Genomic DNA, 14,507 nt, shown 5'->3' with positions numbered 1-14,507 from the left:
TTTTTAGTAAGATATAGCTCCAAAGAACAAGTCTCGTCCCTCTTTATCTGGCCGCCATATACCAACTAACCAACTATTAACTTCTATTGTTAGTTAGTCAATATACAGGTGTTTTTGCCATTCTACCATTTTATCACTTTGTAAAAGCTTCAATTAGAATACGATTCTGCTCTTTTTTATGAATCGTAGGATCTCCTTCTGATGGGCTTGATCGTCTTCTACGGCCTGTATATTTTACTTCAACACCAGTAGGAGCAAGCTTTCGTAAATAAGGATCAACATGAGTCCATCCGCCCATATTTTTCGGCTCCTCTTGTACCCAAACAAGTTCCTTTAGATTATGATAATTTACTAATATATCTTTAACTTCTTCACTCGGGAATGGATATAATTCTTCAACCCTTAGGATATGAAGCCAGTCTGTATCTTTTTCATTTTGTAAGTGTTCCTCAAGATCAATCGCAATTTTACCACTGCACAGAATGATTCTTTCAACAGCTTCTTTGTTTTCACCTAACCCTTTTTGTTCGGCTACTGGATGAAAAACACCTTCAGAAAGGTCTTTTAGATCAGCAGAGGCTAGCGGATGTCTTAGTAAATATTTTGGCGTCATGATCACTAAAGGTTTAACCCCATCTTTTCCAAGAGAAGCTGCTTGTCTTCTTAAAAGATGAAAATATTGTGCGGCACTAGATAAATTAGCAACAGTCCAATTGTTTTCAGCAGCACTTTGTAGGAATCTTTCCACTCTACCACTAGAATGTTCTGGGCCTTGACCTTCATATCCGTGTGGTAGTAGGAGAACAAGTCCTGATTTTTGCCCCCATTTTGCTCTTCCGGAGGAAATAAATTGATCAAAATATACTTGAGCCATATTAGCAAAATCACCGAATTGGGCTTCCCAAATGACGAGAGTTTCAGGTGCAAACACATTGTACCCATACTCAAAGCCAACTACTGCAGCTTCAGTTAGCGGACTGTTATGCACTACGAAAGAAGCGTTAACATCTGGGATATGATGCATAGGGACTAACTCTTCACCTGTCTTTTCGTCATGTAGGACTAGATGACGTTGTGCAAAGGTGCCCCTTTGTGAATCTTGTCCAGTAAATCGGATTGGAGTTCCCTCTCTTAAGATTGAACCAAAGGCAAGAGATTCGGCGTGAGCCCAGTCGATTTTACCGTTACCTTCGAAAGCTGTTTCTCGTCTTTTTAAAATTCGACTTAATTTTTGAAGAACATTAAATTGTTCAGGCCAATCGAGTAAGGCTGTATTGATCATATTTAATTCTTCAGCTGAGACTTTTGTTTCAGCATTTTGATGGCCTTTCATGATATATTCAGGTGGGTTCATTGCTGAGTCCCGAACCTCTTTATTTTTTGTTACTAAATCATATTCTGACTGGAGCTGTTTAAAAATATTTTCATCGATTTCTTGAACTTCTTTTTCAGCAATCACACCTTTATTTATAAGCAACTGAGCATAGATTTGTTTAACGGTAGGGTGATTTTTAATAATGTTATACATTAATGGATTCGTAACCATTGGCTCGTCTGTTTCATTATGACCGTACCTTCTATAGCCAATTAAATCAATCATAAAATCTTTATGAAACTTCTCACGATATTTATAAGCTAAAATACCTGCTGCAACAACTGCTTCTGGGTCATCAGCATTAACATGAACGATTGGTATCTCAAAACCTTTAGCGACATCACTCGCATAATGTGTGGATCTAGAATCCGAACTTTCGGTTGTAAAGCCAATCATATTATTAGCAATAATATGAATAGTTCCGCCAGTATTGTATCCATTTAAACGTCCCATATTAAGCGTTTCCTGTACAATGCCTTCCCCAGGAAAAGCTGCATCCCCATGTACAGAAATGGCTAATGCACTTGCCATATCTTGGTCCGGATACCCTGCTTTTTCTCGATTTTCTTGTGCAGCTCGAGTATAGCCATCTACTACAGGACCAACGACTTCTAAATGGCTCGGGTTATTTGCTAAAGTTATTCTTGTCGAAGCAGTATTGCCACGCTTTAATCTTCTATCCGCTCCAAGGTGATATTTAACATCTCCAGTCCAACCGTAAGTAATTCCAATCGAACCTTCAGATGGGATTAAGTCCTTATTAGGAGCATGTTGAAATTCTGAAAAGATTAGGCTATATGGTTTTTCTAGAATATGGGCCAAAACGTTCAATCTACCACGGTGGGCCATCCCAATGTTAATCGTTCTTGTTCCAGTTTTTACTGTTGAACTAATAATGCTGTCCATAAGTGGTACAAGTGTGTCAAGCCCCTCGATCGAAAACCTTTTTTGACCGACAAAGGTCCTGTGAATAAATGATTCAAAACCTTCAACTTCGGCTAGGCGTTTCAATAAATTAACCTTTTCCTCCTTAGTTAAAGAAGGATAAAAACTTTCGGACTCTATTTGTTCTTGAAGCCAATTCTTTTCATCTAATTCATGAACTTGATGGTACTCAAATGCCAAACGCTTAGTATATACCTTTTTTAAGTGAGCAATGGCTTCTAACCCGTCTTTTAGATTAGATGGTGCATTAGGAGAAATAAATGATGCTGGAATATTTTTCAGATCTTCATCCGATAAATTAAATTCAGATGGTTCAATTCTTCTAACGCTTGATTTGCTTAAATTAAAAGGTCTAATATCGGCAGCAAGATGCCCGTATGTACGAATATTATCAGCAAGTTTAACTGCTGCAACAACCTTGCTATACATGTCTGGTTTAGAAGGAAGTTGGAATGAAATATCAGCTTGTCCTTTTGTTGATTCTTCGCTAAGCGACCCTTGAGGAGCTCCCCATTGATCAAAAAGGTGTCTTAATTCCTGATCAATACTATCAGGATCATTTAGATAATGCTCATAAACTTCAATGACATAACCAAGATTCGGACCCGTGAAGTTTTCCCAGGGCGATCCATAATATGAAGCCTGTTTACTCATTTGTAATACGCCTCCACCATTACAACCATAGTAATTTTGAAATAGTTAAGCAAAAAATCAATTTAATAAAAACGCTATCAAACACTATTTTATCACTGTATTCCGACAATATAAAGACCAAATGTCTTTTTATGGTTGATGTTTGCAAAATTAGTCGGATTTTTCTAAGACAAAAATATCGAGTTCAACCATATCAATCTTACTATGAATGTGCAAAAAATCAATGATTTTGTTTATTGTTTTTGGAAAAAATTCTTTCTTTACAAAAATTAATCCATTCTTTACAAAAAATTCTTAACATAGCGCGTAGGATAAAAAATCTTTAATGACTAATATTATAGGTACTATGCACGAAAGGAAATCGCCATGGAACAAAAGTTTGAATTAAAATCTGAGCAAGAAACTCCAGGTAAGAAGATGGCTATTGCTTCAATTGCCTCCATTCCGATTATCATTACACTTGGTAATTCAATGTTAATTCCAATTTTACCATTAATGGAAAAGGAACTACATATTTCCAAATTTCAATCAAGTTTAATAATTACAGTTTATTCAATTGTATCAATATTCCTAATTCCAATTGCTGGTTTTCTTTCCGATAAATTTGGTAGAAAAATCGTTATTATCCCTTCATTGATTTTAACAGGAGTTGGGGGAATAATAGCTGGATGGGCTTCATGGCAACTTGATTCTGCGTTTACATGGGTTATTGTAGGAAGGGTGTTACAAGGTGTAGGTGCCTCAGGGGCATTTCCAATTGTATTGCCACTAGTTGGAGATATTTGCAAAGAGGAGGAAGAAACAAGCGCATCATTAGGAATAATTGAGACAGCAAATACATTCGGAAAAGTGTTAAGCCCTATTCTCGGTTCGTTAATAGCCGGAATAGTTTGGTTTCTGCCCTTTTTTGCCATCCCTATTCTGGGGCTAATTTCCTTGTTGCTTATAGTGTTCTTTGTAAAAAAGCCCAAAGGCGATGACCATGAATTATCATTTGGAAGGTTTAGTAAGAATACAAAAGAGATTTTTAGACAACATTGGAAGTGGCTTGTAGCAGTTTTTATCATTGGAGCCATTCTCATGTTTATTCTTTTTGGCTTACTTTTTTATTTATCCTCCATTTTAGAAGACAAATACAAGTATGATGGTGTAAAAAAGGGATTCTTACTGGCGATTCCCCTCGCAGCTTTATGTGTTGCTTCTTTTACTTCTGGGAAAATAATTAAAGATAGTTTAAAAAGGATGAAATGGATTACATTCGGTGGCATTCTGCTTACTGGTATTTCTGTTGGTGCAACCGTCTTTTCTGATAAATTCATTTATTTAATTGCTGTGTTTCTTGTTTGTGGAATTGGAATAGGAGCAGCACTTCCTTGTTTGGATTCGATATTAACTCAAAGTATTGAAAAAGAAATGCGAGGAACGATTACATCTATCTTTAGTTCCATGCGATTTCTTGGTGTTGCAGCCGGTCCTCCCGTTATTGCACTTTTGATGAAGGGGGAAATTTTAGATATGGTTATACTTTTAGGAGTTTTAAGTGTTATTGCTGCATGGCTCGCTTTCAAAGCAATCAAGCCCGAGGAAGAAAAGCAAGTCCCGAAAATTCAGCCTGTTTTAGAATAAGTACTAGACTGTTGCTCCGTCCCCATAAAGTAGAATCAGTTCTTATTCTCCCTCTAAGAGTTCTCATAATAATAATGAAAGCAATTTTAAAACTGGGAGCTTTTTAGGCAGTGCGGATATAATGTGCATACTTCACGGGTTTATTAGACTTGAAAAGCATCGTAACGTTTAAAAGAACTTTAAAATGAATTAATGAATAGCTCACAACATAAAAAGCGACTCTAAATTCCTAAATTGAATTTAGAGTCGCTTTTTTGTTGGGTGAATTTAAAGTAGATTCGTGATTGTTATTAATCGTCTTGATGTTCTATTTCTTTTTTTATAATTTTACCACTATAAGCATGAACCTTTATTTCAACCTCAGTATTTTTGTCACTATATATTTCAACATCATAGTAATACCCTTCAGATCCAAATTCTGCATCCACGACTTTTCCTGGTGTATCTTTTGTTGCAATAGTGATAGCATCTTCTAATGAAATATTAACATGTTTTTTGGAGTATGTTTTGTGATTGTCAAATTTTACATAATCATCATCATATTTGTCATAATCTACTTTAATAATTTCACCAGTTTTGGCATCTATGTCTAAGTCGATGTCCTCAAAGCCCTCTTTCTCTACTTCTGTTTCATAAATTAGACGTCCATCTTCTTCATCTAACTCGATGTTTTTGAATGTACCGCCAGTTTCATTAATTGCAATTTCAATTGCTTTTTCAGCAGAGATTAACTCGGATTTTTCTACTTTGCTTGGTTTAGTGTCAGGTGTGGAGTTAGACATTGCTCCTACTCCCATAGCCCCTCCAAACAATAGTGCTGCTGTTATACCTGTAATGATTAGCTTTTTTTTCATGTGAATTACCTCCTTCATTTGTCTTCTATCATATCGAAACAAAATGAGGAGACTTAGATAATTAAATGAGAATTTGATGAGAAAATAGTAAGACGATATTCACTCGTCCCAAGATATCGTAATGATTTCTCCTGTAATTGCATTAATTTGAATAGTAGCTTCCATACCATCAGTTCGTTCAACTTCGACTGTATAATAACTCGGACCATCATCCTCTTCTTCAAAGTCAATATCCTCTACATTTCCCTTCACCTTTTCTAAAGCGATGGTTCTTGCTTCTTCTTTTGTAATAATCGTATGTGCCGTGCCTTTTTCTTTTAGAGGATCTTTATTCTTTAATTCTACGACCTGGGTTTGAAGAATATTGAGTATCTTACTAGAATTACGGTCAATCATAATATCATAGCTTCCAGTTTCGGTTTTGATCGATACGTTATAAACTTGTTCTTTAAGATTAACTTCCTGGATTTCACCTTGATAAAGATCATTGACTATTTTTTTTACAGCCTCTTCATTCAAAGGTTCCGCAGAAGTTTGATGTTGAAGTAATTGCCATGTAATAATCGACAGTACGATTACAATGACAATGATCAAGACTGATTTTCTTAGTCCCTTTCCCCTCATTTTTTGCACTCCATTCAGCTAACATTCAGTATAATTTTTACTTTTGTACCCCGGCCTTCTGTACTTTCAACATTAAGCTCGGTCCCCATAGCATCTGCTATTTCCATTGCTAATGGCAATCCAAGACCGAAACCTCCTGTTACCCTTGATCTTGCTTTGTCTACCCGATAAAAACGATCAAATATATTGGATATTTCCGTGGCAGGGATGCCGATTCCAGAGTCAATGATTTCGATGATCCCTTTACTATCTATTTTGGTCACATTTACTCGAATTTCTTCTTCGCTATATTTGAAAGCATTATCCAACAAAATGTATAATATTTGTTTTAATTTTTGAAAATCGGCCTGGACAAATACGAGTTCTTCTATGTCGAGATTTATTTTACGCTTAAATGCTGTTTGAAAAGATCGAACTGATTCGCGTGTCACTGCTTCAAGAGATACTTTAGTAATTTCGACATTCCATTTTTCTCCTTGTTTAGCAAGCATGAGTAATTGTTCAGTCAGTTCTTTCATTCTGATCGCTTCTGAGTGAATAGCTTCTACCGATTCATCAAACACTTCAGGTCGCTCTTTGCCATGGCGCTTTAATAGACTACTGTATGATTCAATTACAGTTAGAGGAGTTTTTAATTCATGAGATGCATTGGAAACAAATTCTTCTTGTCTTTCATAATTCTGCTTAAGTCTTTTCATCATTTCATTAAACGTTTTTCCCATTTGATATAGTTCATCGTTCGATTGTTTCGGTAATTCGATCCGTTTGTAATTCCCACTTTCTTGAATCTCGTGCATAGTTAAAATCATTGTAGAAATAGGTCGGGTAATAAAGTTGCCGAGAAAACGAGATGATAAAAAAGCAGGAATTGCTGCTAGAAGCGTTACAGCGACCAAAACTAATTTTAAAATTTCTAATATATTTTTTGTTGTGGAGTAATTTTCTGTCAGCTGCATTTCAGCAACTTCACCTGTTGGTCCCCAAATAATTGGAATGGAGATAAAAGCATATAGAGTATTGTCGTGTTTAACGACGTTATGTTGTTCATATCCATAGTAGACGACTGGCAAATCAATCAATTGATCTTGTTCAGGAGCCGTAATACCAGATTCGAAGGTATTATCTTCCTTAACAATCCGGATCATACTGTTGACTGGTGCGTAGGCTCGAAGCACTTCGCTTGCAGTAATGTTTTCGTTGGCTCGATTCATTCCTTTTACAATATTCATAGCTTGAAGTGTAGTCTTCTCCAACTCGCCTTTTAAAATCATATGGCTAAAAGAAAAGTATACAGCACTATTAATTAGAACTAATAAACCAATAAATAGAACAGTTGTATAAAAGTTGATTTTACTTCTTAGCTTCATGGCATATCCTTTAGCACATAGCCTACGCCACGAACTGTGTGAATGAGTGAATAATCGTATGGTTTATCAATTTTATTACGTAAGTAGCGAATATAAACATCTACAACATTTGTGTCACCAAAATAATCATAGCCCCATACTTCATTCAATATTTGTTCTCTATTAAGTACAATTTTGACATTTTTGAGCATATAGGCTAGTAGATCAAATTCTCTCGGAGTTAAATCAATTGAGTTTTCTTTTCTGTAAACCTCTCTAGTTGTTTCATTTAGCTTTAATTCTCCAACTTGGAGCCAGTTTTCATCAATAGGCGGTTTTACTTGATGCTTCGTCAACCTTAATGCAGCACGGATTCTTGCCAGTAGTTCTTCAATCTGAAATGGTTTCGTTATATAGTCGTTGGCCCCTAAATCAAGCCCGGATACTTTATCTTCAACAGAGGCTTTTGCAGTTAATAAAATGACTGGAGTGTTTTCATCATTAGTTCGAATTCTGCGTAATACTTCTATACCACTTAATCCAGGCAGCATAACATCAAGTAAAACGAGATCCCAATCTTCTTCACGAAACATTTGTAATCCACTCAAACCGTCCAATGCTTTCTGAGCTTCATACCCTTCAAACGTAAGCTCTAGTTCGAGTACGCGTGCTATTTTTTCTTCATCCTCAATGATTAAAATTTTATTTGTTTTCACTGTTATCTTCCCCATTGTTGATTATCACTTTGCATTTACTTACTATAATACCACCGTTTCAAGAATTGATGGAGAACGAGCTTATTCCTTCAATTTAATATCATTGGTAGACGATGATTTTGTGTTGCCTTCTACACTTGTCGTTGATCTTCTCCTAATTAAAAGTTTCACTTTACTCATATACTTTACCATATGTATCCAAATATACTTGGGTTAATTATCACGACCTTTCCTAAACTGAAAAAGAGTCAGGTGATTTTCTGTATTCTAAGATCGTAATAATATTGAAAAAACATTCTTAAAAGCCACTTTAACCTATGAGTGGGATAAAATGATGCGTATTTTCATATTATTTAACGAAAAGGAGGGTTCGACATTGAGTGATGAGCGGAAGATTAATGAAATCAGCAAAAATGAGCAATTGGATCTATTTAGAGTCGATGATAAAGGAAAAAAGTTAACTACAAATCAAGGTCTTAAGATGGCCGAAGATGAATTTTCTTTAAAAGCGGGCGAGCGTGGCCCGACTTTAATGGAGGATTTTCATTTTCGTGAAAAAGTAACGCACTTTGATCACGAGCGAATTCCAGAAAGGGTTGTCCATGCACGTGGCTTTGCTGCCCATGGGGTATTCCAAGTGTATGAAAGTATGCAAAAATATACAATGGCAAAGTTTTTACAAAATCCAACTGCGACGACTCCTGTTTTTGTCCGTTTCTCGACAGTAGTTGGTTCCCGTGGTTCTGCCGAGACGGTGAGAGATGTCAGAGGATTTGCTACTAAGTTTTATACTGAAGAAGGTGTTTTTGATTTAGTTGCTAATAATATGCCTGTCTTTTTTATACAGGATGGCATTAAGTTTCCGGATATTGTTCATGCGATTAAACCTGAGCCGGATAACGAAATGCCGCAAGCATCATCTGCCCATGATACGTATTGGGATTTTGTTGCCAATAACCAGGAATCAGCACATATGACCATGTGGCTTATGTCAGATCGAGCCATACCGAGAAGTTTTCGAATGATGGAAGGATTTGGTGTAAATACATTCCGCTTTGTAAATAGTGCAGGCAGGGCCTATTTTGTAAAATTTCATTGGAAACCTGCGTTGGGGGTTCACTCACTCGTATGGGATGAGGCGCAAAAAATATCAGGAAAAGATCCTGATTTTCACCGTCGAGATTTATGGGAAAACATAGAAAAGGGAAATTACCCAGAGTTTGAATTAGGTGTCCAAATAATCGATGACGAAGATGAATTTAAATATGATTTTGATATTTTAGATGCTACGAAACTTTGGCCTGAGGAAGTAGTCCCTGTAACCCTCATTGGAAAGTTGACGTTAAATCGAAATGTCGACAATGTTTTTGCTGAAACGGAGCAAGTTGCCTTCCATCCCGGTCATGTAGTTCCAGGAATTGACTTTACAAATGACCCACTTCTACAAGGAAGACTATTTTCGTATACGGACACGCAACTTATTCGTTTAGGAGGACCAAACTTTCATGAAATACCGATCAACCGTCCAATATGCCCTTTTCATAACAATCAAAGAGACGGCTATCACAGGCAGACTATTAACGTCGGAAAAGTAAGTTATCATAAAAACTCTTTGGCTGGAAATACCCCGAGACCCGCAAGCGTGGCAGAAGGAGGATATGTTCATTATCAAGAAAAAGTGGAAGGCAAAAAAATCCGTGCGAGAAGTGAGAGCTTTAAAGATCATTTTTCTCAGGCTACTCTTTTTTGGAATAGTATGAGTAAAGCTGAGAAAAAGCATATTATTGAGGCTTTCAGTTTCGAATTAGGTAAAGTGAAAAGCCAATCAGTAAAACAGCAAATTGTTGATATGTTTGCGAATGTTAGTTTAGAGCTAGCAAAAACATTTGCAAAATCGATTGGGGCAATATCTCCTAAAAGTGGAGGATCTAACATTACAAAGTCATCTCCTGCACTCAGTCAGGAAAATACAAAGAAAAAACCGGATACCCGTAAGGTAGCTGTAATTATTACAAATGGTTTTAATGGACCAGATATAAGGTTTATCCTCGATTCCTTAAAGAAAACAGGAGTGCAACCTGAAGTCATTAGTGAAAATCTTGGTACAATCAAAGGATCTGACGGCACTCAACTTAAGGTTGACCATACTTTTCTGACGACTCATTCTGTTTTATTTGATGCTGTTTATATTGTAAGAGGAAGTAGTGTAAATAAAAGGTTTAATAAGGATGCAGGGTTATTTGTTTACGAGGCATTTTCTCATTATAAACCAATAGGTGCAACCCATGAAGGAAAAAAATGGTTGGAGACAGATGAAATGGGTCAAGGTAAAGGTGTAGTTTTGGATAATGAACCGCAACGGTTTGTTACTGAGTTTGTCAAAGCAATCGCGGGGCATCGCCATTGGCAAAGACAATTATAAATATGAGAAAAACAGAACTTTTGTTGAGCTCAGTATGTGTCATCTGAGCTTTATTTATTTTTATAATCGTTCTAATTAGCAGAACATAAATCACGTGAGGCTATAATTCAGCATTCTGGTCGCACCCTATAATTTGTTATACAAATCCGAAACTAACTGCCAGTCTTCTAAAAAAGACTCCCATAAATTGGGTCTTCGTCTTACAGCTAACGGGTGATAAGCTACAGTTACTTTCTTTCCACTAATCATATGCCAAGCGCCGCGTAAATACTTAACATCTACATTTTTGTCTTGAAAAAAGGACTGAACCGCAACGTTTCCAAGACATAGAATTAGTCGAGGATTTTGCTCATGCATTTGGTCATATAAATGATGTATACATATATTCCTCGTTTTGTCTTTGTCGTAAGCGCGTACAGGTCTTCTTTTTAAAATATAAGATACATAAATATCTTCTTGAGTTAATCCTACTTGATTTATTGCTCTTTGTAATGTTTGCCTAGTTCCGCAAATGATCGTGTTGCCATCACGGTCTTCCCGAGCTCCAGGATTATCAAGGATGACTAAAATCGGAGCTTTTGGATTACCCTCACCCCAAATTACTCTTGATCCATGCTTATAAAGACCACAATCTTGACAATTTCTTTCAGTTTCTGGGGCAGGATCCTCCTGCCAAATTTTCGGACAAAAATCATGCATGATGAACAACTCCGTTTATTCATATTAAAAATTATTATGCCCAAAAAGTTGATAATTTTGATGGAAGAGTATTTGCAAAACATGGAAGCTATTACTTTCTGAAAAAATCATCACTCTTGTTTTAAAAAGCAAAATAGGGGCCGGACAGCCCCATGTTCTTTAGTGTCTGATCTCTTTTCTCATAAATAAAGCGTATGAAATGCCAAAGCAAGCGATTGTCGCAGCAATTAAACCAATTAACTGCGGTGTTATTAATAACAGGCTTTGGCTTAAAGGTAAAGCACTAGGAATGGCACCAACGACTTGCTCCATAGTTAAAGGACCTAAAGCTCGGATTGTAGGAGTAAGCAGAGTCATAGTTGCTTCACTGTACAATTGACTGGGTGAAAGTCTCATTATGTTTTGAATAAACACTTCACTCTGTGAAGACTTGGCGATTATATTGATTATCATTGAATAAAAGACACTAAAAAATATCCATATCGCTATGCTACTTAAAGCTGATGTTGCAGTTTGTTTGAAGCGAATTGAAAAAAGAATCGATAAATTGAGCCAGAAGCCAATATAAAGGATACTTAAAATGAGAAAGGCAATAACTCGCCAAAACTCTTGTGGTGTTGGCGGAATACCAGTTGTAATGATCCCGAGTGCAGCGACTAGAAAACCGAGAGCGAATAGCAAAACGCTAATGATTAACATCGAGGCTGCAAATTTAGCATTGATAATATAATCACGTGGAATAGGTTGTGAAACAAGCCGGCTTAATGTCCCCTTATTAAATTCCGAGTTTACCGCATCAAACCCTAATGCTATTCCGAGAAGTGGACCAATAAAACTGACAAATACAAAAAAGGGTGGAATCGTACCGTCAGATATTGTAAACAACTTTAAAAATAAGAATGCATCTTCTGTTTTGATGTCAACAGCTACATCTTTTAATCCCGACAATGCAGTATAAAGAGATCCTAAACAAGTTAATGTTAGCAACAAAACTATAATATTGACACGCCAACTGGATATATGATCAGAAACTTCTTTTTGAACTAATATCCAAAAGGAATTTTGAACTGTTCTAGATTCTTTTGACGTCCACCTTTTTAAGGATTGACTAATTTTCAACAATTCCACCTCCTTCAAAATACCGTTGATAAATTTCATCTAACCCTACTTTTTCTTGTGTTAACGCTGTCAAATGGGAACCGTTTGCCACAATCGTGTCGACAATGCACTGTAATGCAGTAATCTCTTTAATCCAAATGGTTAACTCTTGATCTGATACTTGGATTTTTTGAACATCTTTTAATTCACGAATTTTGTTTAAAATCGATTCTGAGAAAGGCGAAAATTCCGCTTTAATGATCCGCCCTTCTTCCCCAAACAATTGTTTTGCCAAAGATTCTACTGTTCCTTCCGCTAAAAGTTTGCCATTAACGAAGAGACCGACACGGTCACATATTTGCTGGACTTGATGTAGATGGTGAGATGATAACATGACCGTTATTCCGTAGTCTTTACTTAAAAGCCTGATGAGCCGCAGTAACTCATGAACCCCCTTTGGATCAATTCCAAGTGTTGGCTCATCTAAAATTATAATTTCGGGTTCTTTAATTAAAACATCTGCTAGACCAAGTCGCTGCTTCATTCCCCTAGAATAAGTACCTGTTTTTTGATGAGCAGCATATGTTAGTCCTACTTGTTCTAATAACTCTCTAGCCTTCTTCTCTCCTTCTTTACGAGAAATTCCGTTTAGGGAAGCTGTCAAGAGAAGATTTTCCATCCCTGTTCGGTTTTCGTAAAATCCAACCTGATCAGGAAGATACCCTACACTTCTTTTTACTTTTAACGGCTCTTTCGTAGAATCATATCCTGCAACACACACAATTCCACTGTCTGGTTCAGAAAGTCCTAGCATCATTAATATTGTTGTCGATTTTCCGGCACCATTTGGTCCCAGCAATCCAAATACTTCTCCTCTATTAATTGAAAGATTTAATTGATCAACAGCAATCTTCTCATCATATTTTTTCGTTAAACCTTCAATTTTGATTATCCTTTCCATTTTATCTCCTCCCATATTTGCGGATAAGATAAAAAATCCCCCCGATTACTCCGATGATGATCAAGACTCCAATCCATCCCCAAAACACCGATGTTTTGACAGTCATTCTAAATTGTGGATTGGAACTTGCTTCAGGTGCACTTGCCTTTAATTCCACGACATAATCTCCCGAAAGGGCATTTTTGCTAGCTTCCATCCTTACTTTAATCGTTTCAGATTGGTTCGGCTCAAGTTCAGCAATTTTCGTTGGTTCAAACGTTACATTCCATCCTTCAGGGTGGTTAGCAGTTAGTGAAATATCATTTAAAGAAGATGTTCCTGTATTTCTTACAACTATATCGATTGTTTTTTCTTGCCCTGCTGTGATCTCCTCACTTAATTTCCCACTCGGAGTTGTTAATTCAATCCCGTATGTTCCTGTAATAACTGCTTCAAATTGAAGTTCTGCATCTGTATGATCATTTACCGCTCTAATTGGTATTTTATAAGTATCAGCTTTAACTTCTTTTGCAGGAGTAACACTAACATTTATTTCCTTTGTAGTGTTGGATTCTACAGTTACAGAAGAGACGCTGTTTCCATCAACTTTAAAATCAACAATCCAGCCATTTGGTGCTGAAGCCATTAAAGCATAAGTTTGTTCCTCAGCCGTACGATTTCTAAGTTCAGCTTTATAATCAAATGACGAATCAGAATGGCCTTCTAAATTTGGTTGGTCGGTTGTAAGTTCTGTTTTAAATGTTCCCTTCTCACTGACAATGATAGAAATGGGAAGTTCTGTTTTTTGGTCATTGGTAGTTGTTGCAACAGCTTTAAATCGATGAGTTCCTTTATCAACCTGTAGTGGTACAGTCAGTTCAACAGTGAATTCACCTGTCTCCCCTGGCATTACGGATAATTCTTGGAGATCAAATCCCCCTGAAGTAATCGAATAGTTCCACTCCTTAGGAATGTCGTTCAAAGAAATCCCAACTTGTTGAACGTTAGAAGTATGATTTAGTAAATTAAAAGTATAATGAATTGTTTCTCCAGGTGTGACTGAAATACCGCTGTATGGTGTAAAAAGCTCAATCCCGTCTGCTGCCTTCACAGAAGCTAACGGAGTGGAAAAGAATATAAACAAACCAAATAAGCAAATGAAACTCGTAATCTTTTTGAACATAATGTTCCCCCCAATTTTTTGCTTT

The 14,507-nt window shown here is 36.6% G+C and carries 11 protein-coding genes; 2 read left to right on the top strand and 9 right to left on the bottom strand.

Going from position 1 to position 14,507, the window contains the following annotated elements:
- Nucleotides 1-133 precede the first annotated feature (133 nt).
- Nucleotides 134-2,974: a 2-oxoglutarate dehydrogenase E1 component gene (locus BN1243_RS03615; RefSeq protein ID WP_062104889.1), complete on the bottom strand. Its 2,841-nt coding sequence runs from the start codon at nt 2,972-2,974 to the stop codon at nt 134-136.
- A gap of 366 nt (nt 2,975-3,340) precedes the next feature.
- Between BN1243_RS03615 and BN1243_RS03610 the strand changes: the two genes are divergently transcribed.
- Complete coding sequence (locus BN1243_RS03610) at nt 3,341-4,600, top strand: MFS transporter (RefSeq protein ID WP_062104888.1); 1,260 nt, start codon at nt 3,341-3,343, stop codon at nt 4,598-4,600.
- A 290-nt stretch (nt 4,601-4,890) separates the two neighbouring features.
- Here the strand turns inward: BN1243_RS03610 and BN1243_RS03605 are convergent, their stop codons facing one another.
- The 4 genes from BN1243_RS03605 to BN1243_RS03590 form a co-directional block, all read right to left on the bottom strand.
- Nucleotides 4,891-5,454: a PepSY domain-containing protein gene (locus BN1243_RS03605; protein WP_062104887.1), complete on the bottom strand. Its 564-nt coding sequence runs from the start codon at nt 5,452-5,454 to the stop codon at nt 4,891-4,893.
- A 99-nt stretch (nt 5,455-5,553) separates the two neighbouring features.
- Nucleotides 5,554-6,078, bottom strand: coding sequence for a PepSY domain-containing protein (locus tag BN1243_RS03600; RefSeq protein ID WP_062104886.1), 525 nt, complete (start codon nt 6,076-6,078; stop codon nt 5,554-5,556).
- A gap of 14 nt (nt 6,079-6,092) precedes the next feature.
- Nucleotides 6,093-7,445, bottom strand: coding sequence for a sensor histidine kinase (locus BN1243_RS03595; protein ID WP_062104885.1), 1,353 nt, complete (start codon nt 7,443-7,445; stop codon nt 6,093-6,095).
- Nucleotides 7,442-8,155: a response regulator transcription factor gene (locus tag BN1243_RS03590; RefSeq protein ID WP_062104884.1), complete on the bottom strand. Its 714-nt coding sequence runs from the start codon at nt 8,153-8,155 to the stop codon at nt 7,442-7,444. Before BN1243_RS03590 ends, BN1243_RS03595 begins: the two co-directional genes overlap by 4 nt.
- 361 nt (nt 8,156-8,516) lie before the next feature.
- On the opposite strand from BN1243_RS03590, the gene BN1243_RS03585 reads away from it, so the two are divergent.
- A complete protein-coding gene (locus BN1243_RS03585; RefSeq protein WP_062104883.1) occupies nt 8,517-10,562 on the top strand; it encodes a catalase in 2,046 nt (681 codons plus the stop codon).
- A 126-nt stretch (nt 10,563-10,688) separates the two neighbouring features.
- Here the strand turns inward: BN1243_RS03585 and BN1243_RS03580 are convergent, their stop codons facing one another.
- From BN1243_RS03580 to BN1243_RS03565, 4 genes are all read right to left on the bottom strand, one after another.
- Entirely contained in the window at nt 10,689-11,261 is a 573-nt protein-coding gene (locus tag BN1243_RS03580; RefSeq protein ID WP_062104882.1) for a uracil-DNA glycosylase, read from the bottom strand.
- A gap of 159 nt (nt 11,262-11,420) precedes the next feature.
- Nucleotides 11,421-12,389, bottom strand: coding sequence for an ABC transporter permease (locus BN1243_RS03575; protein WP_326569862.1), 969 nt, complete (start codon nt 12,387-12,389; stop codon nt 11,421-11,423).
- Nucleotides 12,370-13,320, bottom strand: coding sequence for an ABC transporter ATP-binding protein (locus tag BN1243_RS03570; RefSeq protein WP_062104881.1), 951 nt, complete (start codon nt 13,318-13,320; stop codon nt 12,370-12,372). The genes BN1243_RS03575 and BN1243_RS03570 overlap by 20 nt, the downstream gene beginning before the upstream one ends.
- A gap of 1 nt (nt 13,321) precedes the next feature.
- Nucleotides 13,322-14,482: a COG1470 family protein gene (locus BN1243_RS03565; RefSeq protein WP_062104880.1), complete on the bottom strand. Its 1,161-nt coding sequence runs from the start codon at nt 14,480-14,482 to the stop codon at nt 13,322-13,324.
- Nucleotides 14,483-14,507 lie beyond the last annotated feature (25 nt).

The sequence above is a fragment of the Bacillus niameyensis genome (assembly GCF_001375535.1).
Taxonomy (GTDB): Bacteria; Bacillota; Bacilli; order Bacillales; family Bacillaceae_C; genus Lederbergia; species Lederbergia niameyensis.
The sequence above is the reverse complement of the archived record's forward strand: the minus strand, read 5'-3'. Positions and strand labels throughout refer to the sequence as shown.